General features: G+C 48.7%; 9 protein-coding genes and 1 tRNA gene. 3 read left to right on the top strand and 7 right to left on the bottom strand.

Annotation, left to right across the window (positions count from 1 at the left end):
• From LLG96_04700 to LLG96_04690, 3 genes are all read right to left on the bottom strand, one after another.
• Nucleotides 1–3,606, bottom strand: a 3,606-nt coding sequence (locus LLG96_04700; GenBank protein MCE5249502.1) for an Ig-like domain-containing protein, incomplete at its 3' end; no start/stop codon positions are given.
• A 2-nt stretch (nucleotides 3,607–3,608) separates the two neighbouring features.
• Complete coding sequence (locus tag LLG96_04695) at nucleotides 3,609–4,376, bottom strand: hypothetical protein (GenBank protein MCE5249501.1); 768 nt, start codon at nucleotides 4,374–4,376, stop codon at nucleotides 3,609–3,611.
• Nucleotides 4,377–5,352: 976 nt separating this feature from the next.
• On the bottom strand, nucleotides 5,353–7,350 hold the full coding sequence (locus LLG96_04690; GenBank protein MCE5249500.1) for a pyruvate carboxylase subunit B: 1,998 nt from the start codon (nucleotides 7,348–7,350) through the stop codon (nucleotides 5,353–5,355).
• Between the two features lie 460 nt (nucleotides 7,351–7,810).
• Here LLG96_04690 and LLG96_04685 point away from each other — a divergent pair, with 460 nt between their 5' ends.
• The 3 genes from LLG96_04685 (at nucleotide 7,811) to LLG96_04675 (ending at nucleotide 12,259) form a co-directional block, all read left to right on the top strand.
• Nucleotides 7,811–8,206: a DnaJ domain-containing protein gene (locus tag LLG96_04685; protein ID MCE5249499.1), complete on the top strand. Its 396-nt coding sequence runs from the start codon at nucleotides 7,811–7,813 to the stop codon at nucleotides 8,204–8,206.
• Nucleotides 8,207–8,589: 383 nt separating this feature from the next.
• Nucleotides 8,590–9,042, top strand: a complete 453-nt coding sequence (tnpA, locus tag LLG96_04680; protein ID MCE5249498.1) for an IS200/IS605 family transposase — start codon at nucleotides 8,590–8,592, stop codon at nucleotides 9,040–9,042.
• A gap of 82 nt (nucleotides 9,043–9,124) precedes the next feature.
• Complete coding sequence (locus LLG96_04675; GenBank protein MCE5249497.1) at nucleotides 9,125–12,259, top strand: hypothetical protein; 3,135 nt, start codon at nucleotides 9,125–9,127, stop codon at nucleotides 12,257–12,259.
• Nucleotides 12,260–12,515: 256 nt separating this feature from the next.
• On the opposite strand, the gene LLG96_04670 is transcribed toward LLG96_04675, so the two are convergent.
• The 4 genes from LLG96_04670 to LLG96_04655 all read right to left on the bottom strand — a co-directional run bounded on the left by LLG96_04670 (nucleotide 12,516) and on the right by LLG96_04655 (nucleotide 17,346).
• Nucleotides 12,516–12,593 (bottom strand) — tRNA-Asp (locus LLG96_04670).
• Between the two features lie 66 nt (nucleotides 12,594–12,659).
• Nucleotides 12,660–15,719 carry a BamA/TamA family outer membrane protein gene (locus LLG96_04665; protein MCE5249496.1) on the bottom strand — a complete coding sequence of 1,020 codons (3,060 nt, stop codon included), beginning with the start codon at nucleotides 15,717–15,719 and terminating at the stop codon, nucleotides 12,660–12,662.
• 2 nt (nucleotides 15,720–15,721) lie between these two features.
• The gene (locus tag LLG96_04660) at nucleotides 15,722–16,267 is read right to left on the bottom strand and encodes an ERO1 family protein (protein ID MCE5249495.1); all 546 of its coding nucleotides are present in this window, start codon (nucleotides 16,265–16,267) and stop codon (nucleotides 15,722–15,724) included.
• Between the two features lie 92 nt (nucleotides 16,268–16,359).
• On the bottom strand, nucleotides 16,360–17,346 hold the full coding sequence (locus tag LLG96_04655) for a hypothetical protein (GenBank protein MCE5249494.1): 987 nt from the start codon (nucleotides 17,344–17,346) through the stop codon (nucleotides 16,360–16,362).
• Between the last annotated feature and the right edge of the window lie 12 nt (nucleotides 17,347–17,358).

The following is a 17,358-nucleotide window of genomic DNA, read 5'->3' as shown; positions in this document are numbered from 1 at the left end:
CCGCGATGTTCTGGAGGGGGGCAGATCATCAGCCTTGACGGTAAACGACCGGGTCGATTGCGGGATGTGATTGTTGTAGATATCCGTCGCGTTAACCGTGGCAATGAGCGCTTCACCGAATATATACCCGTTTGTGGGAGTAAATGTGTATCGTCTGTCCGACCATGCCCATGTACCGGTTACCGTACCGCTCTTGGTTCCCGCAATAACAATGTTTACCGTTGAAAGATTGATGGTGCTGTTGAAGATGAACGTTATGGGATCGTTTCGCCCCATCAGATTGATACCATGTGGTACGGTTACGTCATAAAATGTCAGCGCCAGTTGTGGCCCTGTCGAGTAGGACCATTCGTAGACAGACCGGTTACTGTATTTATCGCAGGGACTCACGCGTACGGTAACCGTTTCGTTTTGCTGAAATGTCGTTTGTGGTATAAGCGTCAGCGTGCTGTCAGCCCACGTTTTGTAAACGTTTATGGGATTTCGCTTATCGCTTCGCAGCGAAACGGTCGTTGAATCACGGATAACATCGCTTGTGAAGTATAATAACATATTCGTGTTTATCGGAATATTTACTGTATACGGAAGCGGTGAGTGAGTTTTTATCGACGGCGGGATTTCATCCTGTTTGACCGTGAAGATGACTGTCGTTTCGGGAATTGAATTGTTATTGATGTCCGTCGCATTGACAACGAGCGTCAACCGCCAGCCGAGAGGATATCCTGAAGTGGGTCTGAAAATATAATATGTATCGAACCACTCCCATGTTCCGGAAATATCTTCATTCAGGCTTCCCTTGAGCGATGTAGTGACTCGGGATTTATCGACATCGACCGGGAAAACCAGCGTAATGGGGTCTTGTGTTCCGATCATGGTTATATTTCCGCCCGGTACTTTAACGCCGAAATAGGGCGGGGTAGTATCGCCCCTGATGTAAAATGACCAGGAATATGCCTGTCGGTTTGCATATGAATCGCCGGCATTCACGTTGACGGTAATGACATCGTTCAGCAGGTATGACAGATTGTACAGAGTCAGTGTATAATCAGTCCATGAACCTGAAAAAGTTTTATAACCCTGTGATGGACTTGTCACCGTTACATATGTGGAATCCCTGTTGATATCCCCGCTGAACTGTATGACTATATTCGCCGTCGGGCTGACATTCAGTTCGTTCGGTGCTGGTGAATGGCTTAAAATCGATGGTGGTATCTCATCGGGTTTTACGGTAAATGTATTGGTGGTCGATATTGAGTTTTTATGAACATCGTCTCCCTTGACCGTAAGAATAATCGTTTCACCCGGTACATAATTCCGGGAGGGATTGAATGTGTAGAGCGTGTCGTTCCATGCCCACGCTCCCTGTATGGTTCCGGAAACGCTGCCGTTCAGTGTTGTCTCGACAGTCGATTTGTCGATATCGCGCGGGAAAATAAGCTGTATGTAAGCGTTTTTGGGTAAGTGTTGGGGAACACCGGGTAACCGGAGCGTATAATTGGGCGGAGTGATTTCCGGCCTGACCGTAAACGTCCATATCGAGTCGGCCCGGTCACCGTACATATCCCCGGCGCTTATAGCCGCCGTTATTGTCTCGTTGAGATGAAACAGATTGTTGTTTGAGAGCGTCAGGGTGGTGTCTGTCCATGATTTTGTCATGGCGATAACACGCTGACTTGCACCTCTGATATCGAATCGTGTTGAATCGGGTTTTACATCGCTGCTGAATTTGACAACGATTGGCGCATTCGGATGGACATTGGTTTCCTGCTTTTCCGGTGAATGAGATATAAACCGGGGAGGAATTTCATCGGTTTTAACGGTGAATGTATATACTTTCGGCGTAATTGCTTCATTATCGATATTTTTACCGGTTGCGGTGACCGTTATCTGACTTCCGGACGGAAGAGGATTAGTCGGCGTGAACAATGCCGAATTGACGGCCCATGAAAAAGAACCGTTGACAACTCCTGTCAGGCTTGAAACGACGCTGACGTCGAGTTCGGATAAGTCCGAATTTAAATAGAGCTTGATACTGCTGTTCTTGCTGGCATATGTCCCGTATGCGGGGATGGTGTTTATCACCGATGTGGCCGCAAATCCCCTTATCAGATAAACTTCGCCGGCATCCACTCTATCGAGGGGGTCTGAGTTCTGGACTCCGACAATCAGGTCTTTGACACCGTCGTGGTCAACGTCTCCCGTACAGAGCGCGATACCTGAATTATCCTGAATATTGGCGCCGGAGATAGCAGTGGTTCCGGCGGGTGTTCCATTGAAATCGATAGTTCCCCTTGATTGAAAGGTCGCGCTGCCGTAAATCACGTATGTACTGCCTGCGTTATAACGGTCGAGGGGACTTGCGAGAGGTGCGCCGACAATGAGCTCATCATAACCATCTCCGTTGAGATCGCCGGCTGCTACCGCAAGGCCGAGGAGGTCGGATGATAGTTTACCAAAGACTTTAACTTTATCGGTTACCGTATTGAGGAAAAAAGCGCCTGTGTTATGAAAATTCGCATTACCGAAAATGACGTTGACAGAGTTGGCGCCGGGCGCTCCCATGATAACGTCCTTATATGAATCCCCGTTCATATTACCCGTAGCCACCGTCGCTCCGGAGTGGTCGTTATCGTATTCCCCGAATATTCTTACAAGTCCGAGTGGAGCCTGGAGTATGTCTATCACCGTACACGTATCGATATCAGCCGAGCCGTGGATAATATAGGTCCCGCCTTTTCCGCCATAGGAACCGTATGCGCCCATGATGACTTCCTCGTACCCATCGCCGTTCATGTCCCCCGAAGTCACCGAATAACCGAGCATATCGCCTGACATTTCACCGTAGATTTTCGCGGTTCCCGCTGGCTGCGGTGTGGCATGAAGATCTATTATTCCCCTCGCATAAAACGTCGAGGAACCGAAAAAAACATACGTAATACCGGCGTTGGTTCTATCGTTCGGATCGGCGTTGGATGCTCCGATTATAATGTCATCGTAAATGTCTTCGTTAATTCTACCGGTGGATACCGAAAATCCCAGATTATCCTCGATGTTGTTTCCGTATATTCTTACAACACCCAATGGACTGGAGTTCAAGTCTATTTGCTGGAGATTCTTCATGGCTGAATTGCCGAAAATCACGTAGACTTCCCCGGCATTTGTCCTTCCGCCGGGGTCTGCTTTATATGCGCCGATAATGATATCGTCGTATGCATCGCCGTTTATATTGCCGACCGCGACGGAATAACCCGACCAGTCAAGCGTATGATTCCCGAAAATCTTCAGTAAACCTGTCGGAGAGGTGTTCATGTCTATCGGAGAAGTGTTGAACGTTGTCGAACTGCCGAACCGGACATATGTCGTACCCCGTCCTCCGAGCGCGGTATATGATCCCATGACGATATCGTTATATCCATCGCCGTTTATGTCTCCCGCTGCAACCGAGTAACCGGTTTTATTATCCGCGTTTGTTCCGAAATACCGGACAGTCTGTGCATTCTGGGGATTACGGAGATCGATTTCGGATGCAAACCGTGCTCCATAAGCCAGTGAGCTTACTCCGCACAACAGTGTAAAGAACACACATTTCAGTATCAGTTTTTGCATTTTCACTGTATCACTCTCATGAAATCAAGACCATTTTTCGACACAGTCTCGTTGGAAATTGTCCTGAAAAGTGTTTTCAGAGAATCAACCTCAACCGTTCCCTCACGGAGAGGATTGACGGTCAGGGTGCCGATATTGATCAATGAACCTGAAATACCCCGTGTTTCACCGGCAAACCCGATATCGATAATGATACGTTCGTTTTTTCCTGAATCGTATATGGATATTACATCGCCATCGAGAGTGAGCGCTTCGTTCGGAACAAACGACCCGAAGAGAACGCATTTGTTTCTGGGGATCAATTCCAGGTGAACCGCCATGATTTCACTTACATCGGCGAGATATATGGTAACTGTCGATTCATGTTCGATTTTCCGGGGGCTGAATACAATACCGGGTCCTTGTACGGCATCCACCGTAAACCTGCGCGTAACTGGTATGCTCGATATGGTGAGCGAGTCGTTGAGCGCCGTGAGAACAAAGACATGTTCGGATTCGTCGAGGTCGGTCAGTGTAACCGATGTCTCAGTCAGAACACCTGAAGTATCGGCATCGATGGTATACTGGAAAAATACCGCCGTATCATTGCCTTCCCATGAGACTGTAATATCACGGACGGTAAATATTTCCCCATTGACGACGCTGACTGTTTTGATTGAGGGTTTTGACGGTATTTTTTCCTGATATGAAAAAATACAGCCCGAAAGCATGAGAACAGAGAGACAGAGAGCCCGGATGATAACTGTTCCCGCGTAAGTATAATTCTTCATATGTTTTTTAAATACAGAGCATTTCATCGTTTTAAACATAGAAAGCACGATCATGATAAATGGTTTGGTGGATATCGGTGAACCATATTTATTTGCCGGTGCAACCCGGCATAATATCAGTGAACATCAAGTAATATAGCAACAATTATGCCATGAAAAAACCAAAACTTGATGACGCCCGCTCTGCCGGAACAGTGAATATCTTACAGGTTATGATCAGAACATTTCTCCGGCGCAAACAGGAAAAAAATGCACTCCGTAACGGGCAAACCATTCTCTTCAGTACCGGAATAATTTTTATAACAATATAAATAACAAAATATTATATTCAATTTAATACAGATGCCGGGTACAGTATGTTTTTTTTCTCCCGCTCTTTTTTCTGAAAAAGATACTGCATCTCTCGATATATTGTATCGAATAGCGATGTCATATATTACGAAGTACGTGATTGCTTCCATGCTTAACTGCGTGTTCATTTTCGATCACCGGGAATATTTTTCCCATATGTTTTACTGCTCTCGTATGGTAAAATAACAATAATTCCCTGTGTATGAAGTGATTTGCATTACAATAGCGTATGTACGATACACAAGAGAATTTAACACATTCGGGGAGGGAATCGGGTGATGTAAATTGAAAGTAAAAAAAGTGCATATATCGTGAGGCCCCGCATTGAGATACGGGACTGCTGCCGGAAAGTCCCGTTCGGAACTCAGTTGAGCGGAGTATTGCCGTGGAGTGAGATGTCCGAAGTGTCCTTGAAATTTTCGGTATCGGAACTTCCTGACCTGTTCACTAAAATGTAGCGGATCGCGGATTTTCGCGGATTTGTTTTTTAAAAATGTGAATGATTTTTTTAGTGTCTAATAATAGCATATATAATGTGGTATATCTATTTGTGTTTTGATGTCTTTATGATAAATTTTCTCTCATGAATAACCCGGGACAGATTCACGATTGTCCGGAAATACCGTCATTTTTCATCCGTTTTAAGCTCATCAATGGCGACGAGAGGCTGCCCCTTTTCCACTTTTGCGCCGTTTTTTTCGAGCATCCTGATTATTTTACAGTCGGCGGGAGCCTTGATTTCGTTTATGAGCTTCATCGCTTCCACGATACATACGGTTACACCGGCCTTTACCGAATCGCCGGGATTTACGAACGGCGGCTTCCCGGGTGCGGGAGACGAATAAAACTGTCCGACAAGCGGAGAATTGATCGTGGTGAATGCGGATTCATCATCCGGGGCAGGGTTTTCGTGTTCCGGGACAGCCGCAGCCGGAGACTGGATGCCGGGAGAACCTGTTTCTGCAGAAAGCGGCATTTCATCGGAGGGTTTACCGGAAGTATCAGACTTGAGAACGATACTTTCCTCGTTTTTTCTGATGACCAGTTCTTTTATTCCGAGCAGATTGACCGTTTTCAATATCTCATTGATACCGCTGTAATCCTCATGGGAGAGAAATGTCGCTCCCGTACCGACTTTAACATACTGCGGCGGCATGGGAGGAGCAGCGGTTTCAGGTGTTTTCGTAAATTCCTCACGGACTTTGAGTTCAAGATCGGCGGGTGTTTCCGGCCGTTCTTTCGGCGGAAGGCTTCTCCATCTGAAATATTCGAGCGCAGGTTCCGGGAAGAGACAATATGAAATGATATCTTCTTCATGTTCGATAAGCCGGGAATCAAGATTTTCGATAGCAGTGGGGAGCATCGGCGGAATATCGTCCGCGGGACGGTGTGTTATCGGTTTTTCTGTGCCAAGTATTTTTTTGATGAATTTTGGATCGATAGGCGCCGGGGGTCTACCATAAAGTCCTCTGAGGTAGTTTTTGATTTCATTCGGTATAATCTTGTACCGTTCGCCGGAAAGGATGTTGAGGACTGCCTGTGTGCCGACTATCTGGCTTGTGGGGGTGACGAGGGGTGGGTAACCAAGATCGGCGCGAACCTGCGGAACTTCTGCGAGCACCTCGTTAAGTCTGTCGAGAGCTTTCTGCTGATCGAGCTGCGATCTGAGATTCGAAATCATCCCTCCGGGAATCTGGTGGATGAGAATATCAGGGTCGATGATCGAGGCCGGTTGATGTCCGGGCCGCATTTTCGGCGCCAGATTCTCGAAGAAACGTGAAATTTCACGTAACGCCCCGAGATCAATTTTGGTATCATAATCGGTTTCGCTGAAAATACTTACCATGGTTTCCACGGGTGGCTGTGAGGAAAAACCTGCCATGGGCGAAATCGCGCAGTCGATAGCACCGGCTCCCGCACGGACGCCCTCGACATAGGTTGCCGTTGCCATGCCGCTTGAAAGATGGCAGTGAAGCTGTATCGGGACATTGATCTCCTTTGTCAGCGCCGTAACGAGTTTCTCGGCGGCGATAGGAGAGAGCATTCCCGCCATATCCTTGATACAGAGGGTGTCGATTCCGAGCTCGACCTGATCCCGTGCGGCTTTTACATAGTTTTCTATGGTATGAAAAGGACTGATTGTGTAGGAAAGTGTTCCCTGGGCATGACCGCCATACCGTTTTATGGCTTTTATGGCGTATTCGAGATTCCGTGTGTCGTTGAGTGCATCGAATACTCTGAAAATATCGATTCCATTATGACAGGCAAGGGCGATAAAACGATCGAGAAGATCATCGGCGTAGTTTTTATATCCGACTATATTCTGCCCCCGCAAAAGCATCTGGAGCGGGGTGTGCCTTGACCGCGACTTGATCATTCTCAGACGTTCCCACGGGTTTTCACGCAGGAACCGCAGGCAGACATCGAATGTGGCGCCGCCCCACATTTCCAGCGAGTAGTATCCCACCGAGTCGATGCGATCGATGATTTCCATGATATCTTTCGTTCTCAGCCTGGTTGCCCAGAGAGACTGGTGGGCGTCGCGAAGAGTCGTATCGGTTATTCTAAGTTGAATGGTCTGTTTTCTGGCTTTTCCGGCGATAGTATGTTTTTCTTGTGTCATGATCGTAGAATCCCGGTTTCATTTAACGGTGAATCACATGATGGTATCTGTCAGATTTCCATGTATAATAATAATTCCTTTATGCTTATGAAACAAGCATTCTTTTCACTTGGATAGTTCGTACACATACAATGATAAGCAGAAAACGGGAAAAAAATGGTAAACCCTGAACTGATATTCCGATTCGGTATCAATACCATGAAATCGGTCGACTATTTGAATCATCGTCTGTAATTGCCCATGGATGAACCGAGTTTTCATCTTGCTTTTCAACAGGTTCAATGAATTTCCGGATTCTTTTCTCCGTGTTCTCCGTATTTCCGTGGTGACAACCTTTTTTATACTCATCTGCATTTCAAGCGGGACAGCAGGAAAATGAAATACTCCTTGCATGTGAATCGACGGCACCGCATTATTACTGACACAATCGTGCCATGTTATAAGAATACCGGAGCCGGATATGGATGATACCATTAAAAAATATTATGATTTACTCGGCCTCGATTACGGAGCTGGCGAAGAAGAAATAAAACAGGCGTATACGGATATGGTCAAAATATGGCACCCGGACCGGTTCAATCATGACCCGCGACTCCAGAACAAGGTACAGGATAAACTGAAAGATATTATCAATGCATACGAAGAACTGATGTCCTTCAGGAAAAAATACGACCAGTGGAAAGTATCGTCCGACAAACCGTCTTCCCCTGAGCACTCTGAGAAAACCGAAACCGAAAAATCCCGCGACCAGTCCGAAAGAATAAAGTCCGCGTTTAAAAAACCCATGTCTCCCGCGGAAATCGATAAAGCCCGTGCCGCCCTGCTCATGATGCTGTTCGGTGATAAGAAGAAGTGATTCACGGTGAAGGGGGCTAAACTTGATGAATATATTCGGGGTGAATCAATGTTGAAAATTTTGAATATTCATAAACTTGACAGGGGGAATCAGAACTGTCCGGTAAAATACTGAGTGCCTTGTGGTTGCAGCAGAACATGAAAGTTGCCACCGTCATTCATGAAAACTCACCCCGCGCATATGACCCGGATAAAATGGATGTTATCGGGTACTTTCCCTCTCTTGGATCATGAGAGGGGATTGAGGGGTGAGTTCCGGTGGAGCAAAGGAGTAACAAACATATTAAAAATATTCCACATGCCAGTAAAAGCTCTATTTACATGATATTTAGGACTTTAATCAAAAGAATTCCTCGGACTTAAGTCCGGGGTTATATTGTCGGGATGAGCGAGCACATCCTGAAAAAACATAACAAGAATCTCCTGTTATATCACATAGTCTGTCCGGCGAAATACAGGAGAGCAGTATTTACCTCAGCCGTAGAGGAAACGCTAAAAACCACGTGCATTGGTATAAGCGAACGGTACGAAATACATTTTGTGGAGATTGGAACTGATGAAGATCATGTTCATTTTCTTGTACAAAGTGTACCGACCATTGCGCCATCCAGTATTGTGAAAATAGTAAAAGGGACGACGGCACGAGAAATATATAACAACCATCCCGAGGTGAAAAAGAAGCTCTGGGGTGGTCACATCTGGACTGCGGGATATTATATCAATACCGTTGGTGCCTATGCGAACGAAGAAGTGATCCGCGCATATGTTGAGAAACAGGGCAAAGAGTACAAAAAGATATATGACGCGCAACTTTCATTCCTTGATGGCTTGGTTTGACCACGGTTTGATACCCCGGACTTCAGTCCGGGGTAGTTCATTACAATTTTAACCGGACACTACCAAGGGGGCTGTCGGTTTAATGGAAACGGATAATAGAATACACACACTCATCGGCAGAGTCGGCATGGCCGCATTTGCCTTCTCGGCCGTACTTATCCTTGCCTGCGGAGCCTCGAACGAGGTTTCCGTCGGTATCTCGTTGAAGCCTGATAAACGCAGGATTGTAACAGTAAAAAAAATGATCGTAACCGACTCCCGGGTAGTCCGGGGATTCCGCGGAACAACGGTAGACGGCACTTTGAAGAGCTACGACTTCCGGGGATACTTCAGCGAGTATCCCGATTCCCTGAGCGAGGGATTCGACGCCAGTTCCGGGGTCGATTACGACTTCAACGATAACGACGGTCTCCATATTGCGCTGAAGAACGATTCGCGCTTCAACACAGTCGTCATCCGCGGAGGAGCATCAACCCGCATGTATGCCGCAGCCAACTCGCTCACCGAACCATCGGCGGCGCAGCCGGTCTGTACCTTTGCCGGTACGGATGATGTTGAGACCGTCCATTTCAGAAATCCCGTGCGGACCAGCGCTGTCGATTTCTTCAATGTAAAGAATGGGACGATAGCAGACCTCGCCTTTTTCATGGTGGAATCCGGGAATAAGCAGGCAGGAACGGAACGGTGGGCGCCCACCACAGGAAACCCTGTCCTGACAGAGCCCGGCACCAAGTTCGCCCCGGAGAGTGTGAAGCGGGCAATCGAAAGTCTCGGTGACGGGGGAGATTGCACGGTTGTTTCCCTCGAACGATCGGATTCGGCGGGGACGCCGGTCGATCTCACCGGAGGACGCGCGGTTCACTTTGTGACGCCCCCGTTCAATGCCGATGCAGGTCTCGAAGCAGTGGAACTCTCGATGGATGTCTCCGGCGTGAGCGACGGTTTCACATGCACCGCGGTGGTTCACGATCCCCTCGATCCGGCGCTCGATCTCCTCTGGTACAGGTTCGACGGTGTCAAGGCGGGGACCTACCGTCTCGCGCTCGATTTTCCCGATCAGGTGCTTCTGGCCGGTACACAAGTGTGGGTGACGCTCACTTTTAACAAGAACTGCCGCGTTTCCGGACCCGACGGGGGCGCGCCGGAATTCGGCTTCAGGCTCGTTCCGCGGGAGGAAGCCCTGCCCGAGGCGGTCGAGCATCGCAAATTTCTGTTGAAGACACTGTTCGCCCTCCTGTCGGAGTGCAGGCCATGGGGCAGCTATAATAACCAGACACGCGACGAGTATTACTCGATGAACATCTATGCGGCGCTCTGCCCGGAACTGTTCATGACTATCGACCGGTGCCATACACTCGCCCCCGATGACGGCATGGTCAGGCAGTACCGCGAATGGGTTTTCGTCAGGCATCTCGAAAGCCTTTCCGATACCGGAACTCCGCCTGCACCGCCCCCGGGAGTACCGGCATGGGCATGGTATCCTCGGCAGGCATGGCTCGAGACGAGGCGAATCGCGCAGTGGTGGTTCGACAATCGCTTCGTGCAAACCGGCGAGTTTGGCGGAAAGGTGGGCGATGACACCGACATGTACCAGCAGTTCGCGGATCTTCCCTTCCTCGAAGACGGTGGAGTCGGCGCACAGGTCCTGGATGGCGGGGCACGTCTTGCGGAACTGGTTGATAAGAAACACATCCGGGACGGCATCAACCTCCTCATGTGTGATACGCTCCATGCATACGAAGAAGGCCTCAATCACACAGCCATCATGGCGCGGTGGTTTTATGGCGATCCGATCTATCTCGAACGGTGCATGGTCTCCGCGCGCAACATGGAAAAGCTGACTATTGTGACCAGGGACGGGCGCCGTCATTTCCGCGACCGCCGGGACATGGGTTACGATGACCTGACCTTGCCACACGAACCGGCGATTGACGGTCACGCTACGTCGCTCATGTGGCATACGACACTTCAGTTAGCAGATTACAACAGGAATCCTCTTGCGCTTAAAACTGTCCGCGAGTGGGCGGATTCCTGGCTCCGTTTCATGAAGCCGGGTCAGTGGGCAACCGACATCGAGGTCTCCACCGGTAAAGTGCTGGCATCGTCGAAGGACAGGCCGCTCGAGGGTGGATACCGGACACAGGCGACCGCATTCTCGTGGCTTTATGGTCTCACCGGTCAGGTAAAGTACCTCGAACCGTTCATGTACTACTACCGTCGCGGTGAAGCGCCCGGATCGGCCGGAGATTTCATTGACGACGCCTATTCTCTCGGTCTTCTGAAATCGCTTCCTTCTGCCACGGTGGACAAGCTGGCGGACAGGAATCCCGGTCTTGCCATTTTTCGCACCGGTGATCCGTCCCGGCTCATCGAGTCGATAATCGGGAATCCCAGAAGTTCATCCGCAGTGATCGCGAATCTCTACGACGCTATTCGCTGGCCCGACATGTATACGTCCGCTGAGCAATTTGATGACCGCGTATTTACAAATATCTCGATCAACGTTTCTCAGAGCTACCTGGGCGGCTACTGTTATCGCAACAAGTTCAATCCGACGCTCGCGGTGAGCTGGTCTGGTTTCGGCACCGACTATGGCGCTCTTGTAACCGATAACAGAAAAGACGGGTTCGAGGTTCTCGTTTACAGCTATGCGGATGTCCCGATGAAGGGAAACATGCGCGTATGGAACCTTGAACACGGCCGATACCGGCTGACAGTGGGGCCCGATGCAGACGGCGACAAAGAGATGGACGCACCCGAACGCACGGAAATGCTGGAGTTGGCAAAGGCCGATACTATTTCCCTGACTATCAAGCCGAAAACGGTGACGGTCATCCGGGTTGAACAGGTCGGGAAGCTGGAGCCGATATTCACGCGGGCGGACCTTGCGATCGCCGCACGGGAAGTATCGGTCGAGGGAACATCGATTCGTGGAACTATCCACAACATCGGATCATCCGCCGTGGACAATGCAGTTGTCGCCGTTGTGGACGGAAAGGGAGAGGTTATTGCGAAACAATCTCTCGGACGACTCGACGCGCCGCTCGACCTCGTTCCCCGCACTGCGGATTTCAGCATCGATCTCCCACGCGCCCCCGAACAGGGGTGGAACCTGGTCCTCGATCCCGACCATGCGGTTCCTGAGATATATGAGGGGAATAATACGGTGAATTTAGGTTCGGAGACCGTAGTGGACTACAGGAAAGGTTGGAACTGAGCGGATAAAGTATCATGGATCGTGGATTAACGCAGATTTTAACGGATATACTCGGATTATGGCAGTATTGCAGATACGCTACATAAAAATATCACAGTAATCATTTTATCATGGGCATCAGCAACTGAGACAATCATTTTGAGAAAGATGAAAACCGGCTTGAATATTGGAGGCTGGTTGGAAATGCGGTTGGAAAGATTGAAGGCGATAAATAAAAAAGACTCAAGCATATGTGCCTAAGTCCCTGTTTATTTTATGGCGGGGCAGACGGGGCTCGAACCCGCGACCCACGGCGTGACAGGCCGTTACTCTAACCAAACTGAGCTACTACCCCTCCAAATTACAACTGCTTAAAAATACTCATTTTCTTTATGGGAGTCAATATAAAAGTGACACCCTTTTAAAAATCCGGGCCTATTGCAATGCTGAACATAGGTTTGGGATCGCTTTTCTCCTGTAAAATCTTCCATGCCGTATCGATTCTGAGGATTGCAAAACCTATATTGATCCTCATGCCGACTCCCCAGCACATCTTTATATCGTCGAGGGCAAAACTCCCGTCTCCGGTAATTCCACCCCCATGGAAACTGTCATTGAACTCGATCGATGAATCTTCTCCATCGCCGACCAGTTCCATTCTGCCCCAGGCCGATCCTACATCGGTAAAAAGAGCCCCGGTGATATTGCCGAGAGCCATCGGCATAGGCCAGCCGAGGGCCAGATAATCGATAAAAGGAAACCGGAACTCGCAATTGGCAAGAAAATAATGACGTCCGTATAATTCATAATACCGGTACGCTCTGAGCGGGAAGGGGAAGCGGGCAAAATAAAGGTCCTGACGGTTTTCGATATAGGGAGGAATGCTCGAAATACGGGCATTGAGCCAGTTGCTCGTCCCGCCCAAAAAGAACATTCTCGGAGTTTCGCCCATGCTTGTCCCACCGCTGATACGGGTCACGAATCCGTATCGCTGTTTGAAATGATAGTATTTACGGTAATCGGCCTCGATAGTAGTGTATGCGAGGTCGGAGCTCGAAAGGGAAGGCGAATATTCGACATTGAGCTTGTATCTCCTGCCGGCAGCCGGCCCGGTATAACTCCAGAGCGTATTGTCATTGACAAATTCGCTTTCAATGGTCATGGTTTTAACTCCATCGAGTTTTTCTTCTTCAGGAGGGAAATAATAACCATAGGGATCGTAATAATTGTATGTATTGTAATACGCGCTCCGTCGTATGGAAAGCATATTGAGCGCCAGATCGATCCGCGAGAATTTGCTGAATGGCCGTGACGCAATCAACGAACCGCCATAAACACTGTCGCTGAAAATATCCCAGTTTGACGATCGATAATATGTCTTGTAATGATAAGCGTTCACTCCCCAGTTTGTCTGCCTTTTCAGATAAAAATATGACAGGAAAATATCGCTTTCCTCGATAGAATAGAAGAGATTCCCTGCAACGTTGATACGGTGATTACCCATGATATCCGAGAGCGAAATCTGTCCCATGCCTCCGATGCCGTAAAAGGTGTTATAGCTCGCGAACGCGTTGAACATGTCGGGAGAAAACTTTATGGCATAGGGATGCTCCGGGGCTCGTTCTATCGCGATTTCCTGGCCCATCCCCTTATCGGTTAAAATGACGGTCGAGCTGTCCTCCACGGCTGACTGTGTTTCTTGGAGGGTTTCGCTGCGGTAAGCGGTCGGTGTAACGCTTTCCATCGTGAGTTCACGTTTCAGGGGGCGTTTTAATACATATATATCCCATCCGCCCTCTTTGAAACAGGTAAAGGCAATACGGGTGGCGTCCGGTGACCAGTTCGGCGCTGTCGATCCCGTGAGAAGATTCGTCAGCGGTTTTTCTGTCATGCTCTCGATGTCGATATTATAGATGTTCGTGATACCGTTCCGGTCGGACGAAAAAACGATGTTTTTATCATCCGGTGACCATGAGGGATCGGTGTCGTTATACGGGTTGGTCGTTATTCTCCGTATATTCGAGCCGTCGGCATCCATGATGAAGATGTCGTATGAATCGCTTATGTTGTTGAGCCGGAACTCATAGGGAGGATCGAAACGGTCGGATGAAAAAACGATTTTTGTTCCGTCGGAATTCCACCGCGGAGTCGATTCATCGAAAAAGTCATCGGTGAGACGGACAACGGCGCCGGTTTTTATCTCGACCGTAAAGATATCGAGCTTGCCGTTTTTTATGGCGCAAAAGAGTATCTTGCTGCCGTCCGGTGACCATGACGGCGAATAGACGGCATCCATGTCGAGCTTGATTTCACGGTCATATCCGCCATCCTCGACTTTTTTGATATGAATGGCGTCACGTTCTCCGGTTTTGGCGGCGAAAGAGACCATGGTGCCGTCCGGAGACCAGGTCAGTCCTCCGCGCAGCCAGTGCATCTCTTCGTAATCACCCGCTTTTTCGCCCTTGAGGATGGTCTTGATGATTTTCCCGTCCGCGGCCCGCATGAGCATGATCTCTTTGTATCCGTTACGGTCGGTGAGAAAGGCGATTTTATCTCCCGTCGGATTGAAGGCGGGATTGATATTGAGGTAATTTCGCTCTTCCATATGGTCGGTGAGCTTCAGTGCAAAATCCTCGGGAAGCTCGCGACCTGCAACTTCAGGCCAGTGGTAAGAGCGGAGTTTACGTTGCCATTCTTTTGAAAGATCCTCGATGCTTTTCCCGAAAACCGACTTGAATGTTTTTTCGAGGTTGTGTGTCTGCGAGAGTGATGAGAGCAGCTCTCCTGTTATCCATTTATCCTGGTTGCCGTAATTCTCCTGCAGATACTTGAAAAAAGATTCGCCGCCTTTGTACACGAGATATCCGCTATAGATGTTTTCAATGGGGGGCAGATACCCGGTGATGATGCCGTCGCGGACAATCATGTCGGCTTCCGTGCTCCAGTACTGGCTTTCATGCTCGGCGAGCCCCTCGGCAAACCAGAGCGGTATCTGGAAAAGGTATTCGCGCCCGACGATGGATTCGACAACGCCTCCGTACAGCATGTCGAAGTAGAGTGCATGGGTGAGCTCGTGGTCGATGACATGTCTGAATTTTCCAAGCGAGCCTTCCCAGGGAATAACCACACGGTTCTTGAAAATTTCCGTGAATCCCCCGGTTCCTTCCTCGATCGGTTCCGTGATTACATTGGTCTGGCTGAAATCGTTGAACGAGCTGTATACGAGGATCGGTATTCGCTTGCGGGGAGTATAACGCCAGCGCTTCGACAGCTTTTCAAAGTGTGCTTCGGCGAGCTGGGATGCTATAAGCGCTATTTCGTATCCACCAGTCGTGTAATAAATATCGAAATTCTTTGTCGGGATATATTTCCAGGAAAACGGGGTATAGTTTACCTTGTTTTTACCAAAATTCTGGGTAAAAGCGCCATTGGCACACAGGATGAATGCCAGCATGAACGAGAAAATCCTGAGATGTCTCACTGTTAAAAGCTCCTTATATAAGTCGCCCCAAGACCGCCGTCAAGTACGTTTACCGTTATTACCTGAGCATGGCTGGCAGATTTCTGGTTCAGTTTCGATGCATGAAGGCCCGAGATAAAATGGTTGAGAACTGCGCCGGCGATACAGTATTTCAGGTTATTCTCGTAATCGAGCTCGCGTTCCCGGAGATTGCGGAAACGGAGCCTGTTTTCTTCCGCGTCCCAGTTCCATGCTTTCGATCCCGAATACAGCACCGGTTCGGTAGAACGCTGATGCATGTATCCGTTGTAATCGAATGAGGAATTGTATGCTCCTATCGCGTTAAGATAAGATGTTCCGGCGCCGGAAGGATTCACTCCGGCATGGAGGACGGCATAGGCATAATAATCCTGGGCGCGTGCATTTTTCATCATATGATTATAATAATAACCACTCCAGATTGCAAGCTCTGTTGTAAAAAAGAGCTTTGCATATCCACCGGACCCCTGATAGTACTGTGCAAGGCCGGGGACAGCGAACGACATGAGAAAAGCCTTCATGTTTGTCATATTCTTTTCGCACTGTCCGGGTCCCGGAGAATGTACCAGCAATACGATAAACAGGACCGGATATAACCCGATTTTTTTCATCAATGAGATCATCAGAATTTCTTTGTTAAGATTACCATTGGTACTTTATTGTCAATAATCTGTTTTTCGACCATGCGCACCTGAATACCGCTGAGTTCCGAATTGAGCTTCTTGTTATGGTGATATGCGAGTCGTCCTGCATCGATTGCAGAGAGAACTCTGTTGATGATCATGAGATGGATTCCGCGCTGTCCCGCTTTGAGCTTCTTGTTGGAATCATACCGCATATCTTCATATTTGTTGCGGATGTCCGATTGGATATTCTTGATGTTCTCATTGTAATTGATCGTACCGTTCGTATTTCGTACCGTGTCGTTGAGATCGTCGATATCCTCCCAACCGTAAACAAACTGGGGATACTTCCCGATCATTTCATAATACTGCTGGTTTGGAGGGTGGGGGAGCTGGTGGACAGAAATATCCGCGTTTTTTTCGAGCTCGGCTTCGATCCTATCGTAGTCCTCCGGCCCGATCGATTTATCTTTTATGTACTTGTAATCCAGCCATTTCCAGTAATTGAAATCGATGGGATTGCCCGCTGAATCAGTGTCATCGTTGTAATGCCAGTGTTCATCGGCAAAAGCGCGGAAATCATCCTCGAGATCAAAACCTTTGTTGGTATTGGTGAAATACATCCACCAGGAAATCGCCTCGACACCGAGGAAAGCAATGCCCCGTTTCGAGCCGACATACGTTTCGCCGAGCCCGGGAAGGAGAAGAGACAGGAAAAACGCTTTTCGTGGGCTCTTGGGTTTCGACACGGTATTCCCGGTACTTTTTTTGAAAGGCCAGACAGCGGGAGAAAGCGCCGGCGTGCTGTTTTGTCCTTCCTGAACGGCCTGTTCAAGCGCCTGGTGATCGCCGATCAGGGGAAACGAATCGGTCAATTCGATTTTGTCGCAGAACTTCAGTTCGCTGTTCTGCATTTCCGCGTGTACCGTCACGGACATTACAAGCAGACACGTCAGGGCGCAAACCCTTATTAAATCTCGTCTCATGATTCACTCCTT

The sequence above is a fragment of the bacterium genome (assembly GCA_021372535.1).
Lineage (GTDB): Bacteria > Latescibacterota > Latescibacteria > Latescibacterales > Latescibacteraceae > JAFGMP01.
This window is presented reverse-complemented; position numbering and strand designations above follow the sequence as displayed.

Coding starts and splice junctions, on each gene's coding strand:
- LLG96_04695 (MCE5249501.1), bottom strand. CDS start 4,376: ATGAAGAATTATACTTACGCGGGAACAGTTATCATCCGGGCTCTCTGT.
- LLG96_04690 (MCE5249500.1), bottom strand. CDS start 7,350: ATGACACAAGAAAAACATACTATCGCCGGAAAAGCCAGAAAACAGACC.
- LLG96_04685 (MCE5249499.1), top strand. CDS start 7,811: ATGGATGATACCATTAAAAAATATTATGATTTACTCGGCCTCGATTAC.
- tnpA (MCE5249498.1), top strand. CDS start 8,590: ATGAGCGAGCACATCCTGAAAAAACATAACAAGAATCTCCTGTTATAT.
- LLG96_04675 (MCE5249497.1), top strand. CDS start 9,125: ATGGAAACGGATAATAGAATACACACACTCATCGGCAGAGTCGGCATG.
- LLG96_04660 (MCE5249495.1), bottom strand. CDS start 16,267: ATGACAAACATGAAGGCTTTTCTCATGTCGTTCGCTGTCCCCGGCCTT.
- LLG96_04655 (MCE5249494.1), bottom strand. CDS start 17,346: ATGAGACGAGATTTAATAAGGGTTTGCGCCCTGACGTGTCTGCTTGTA.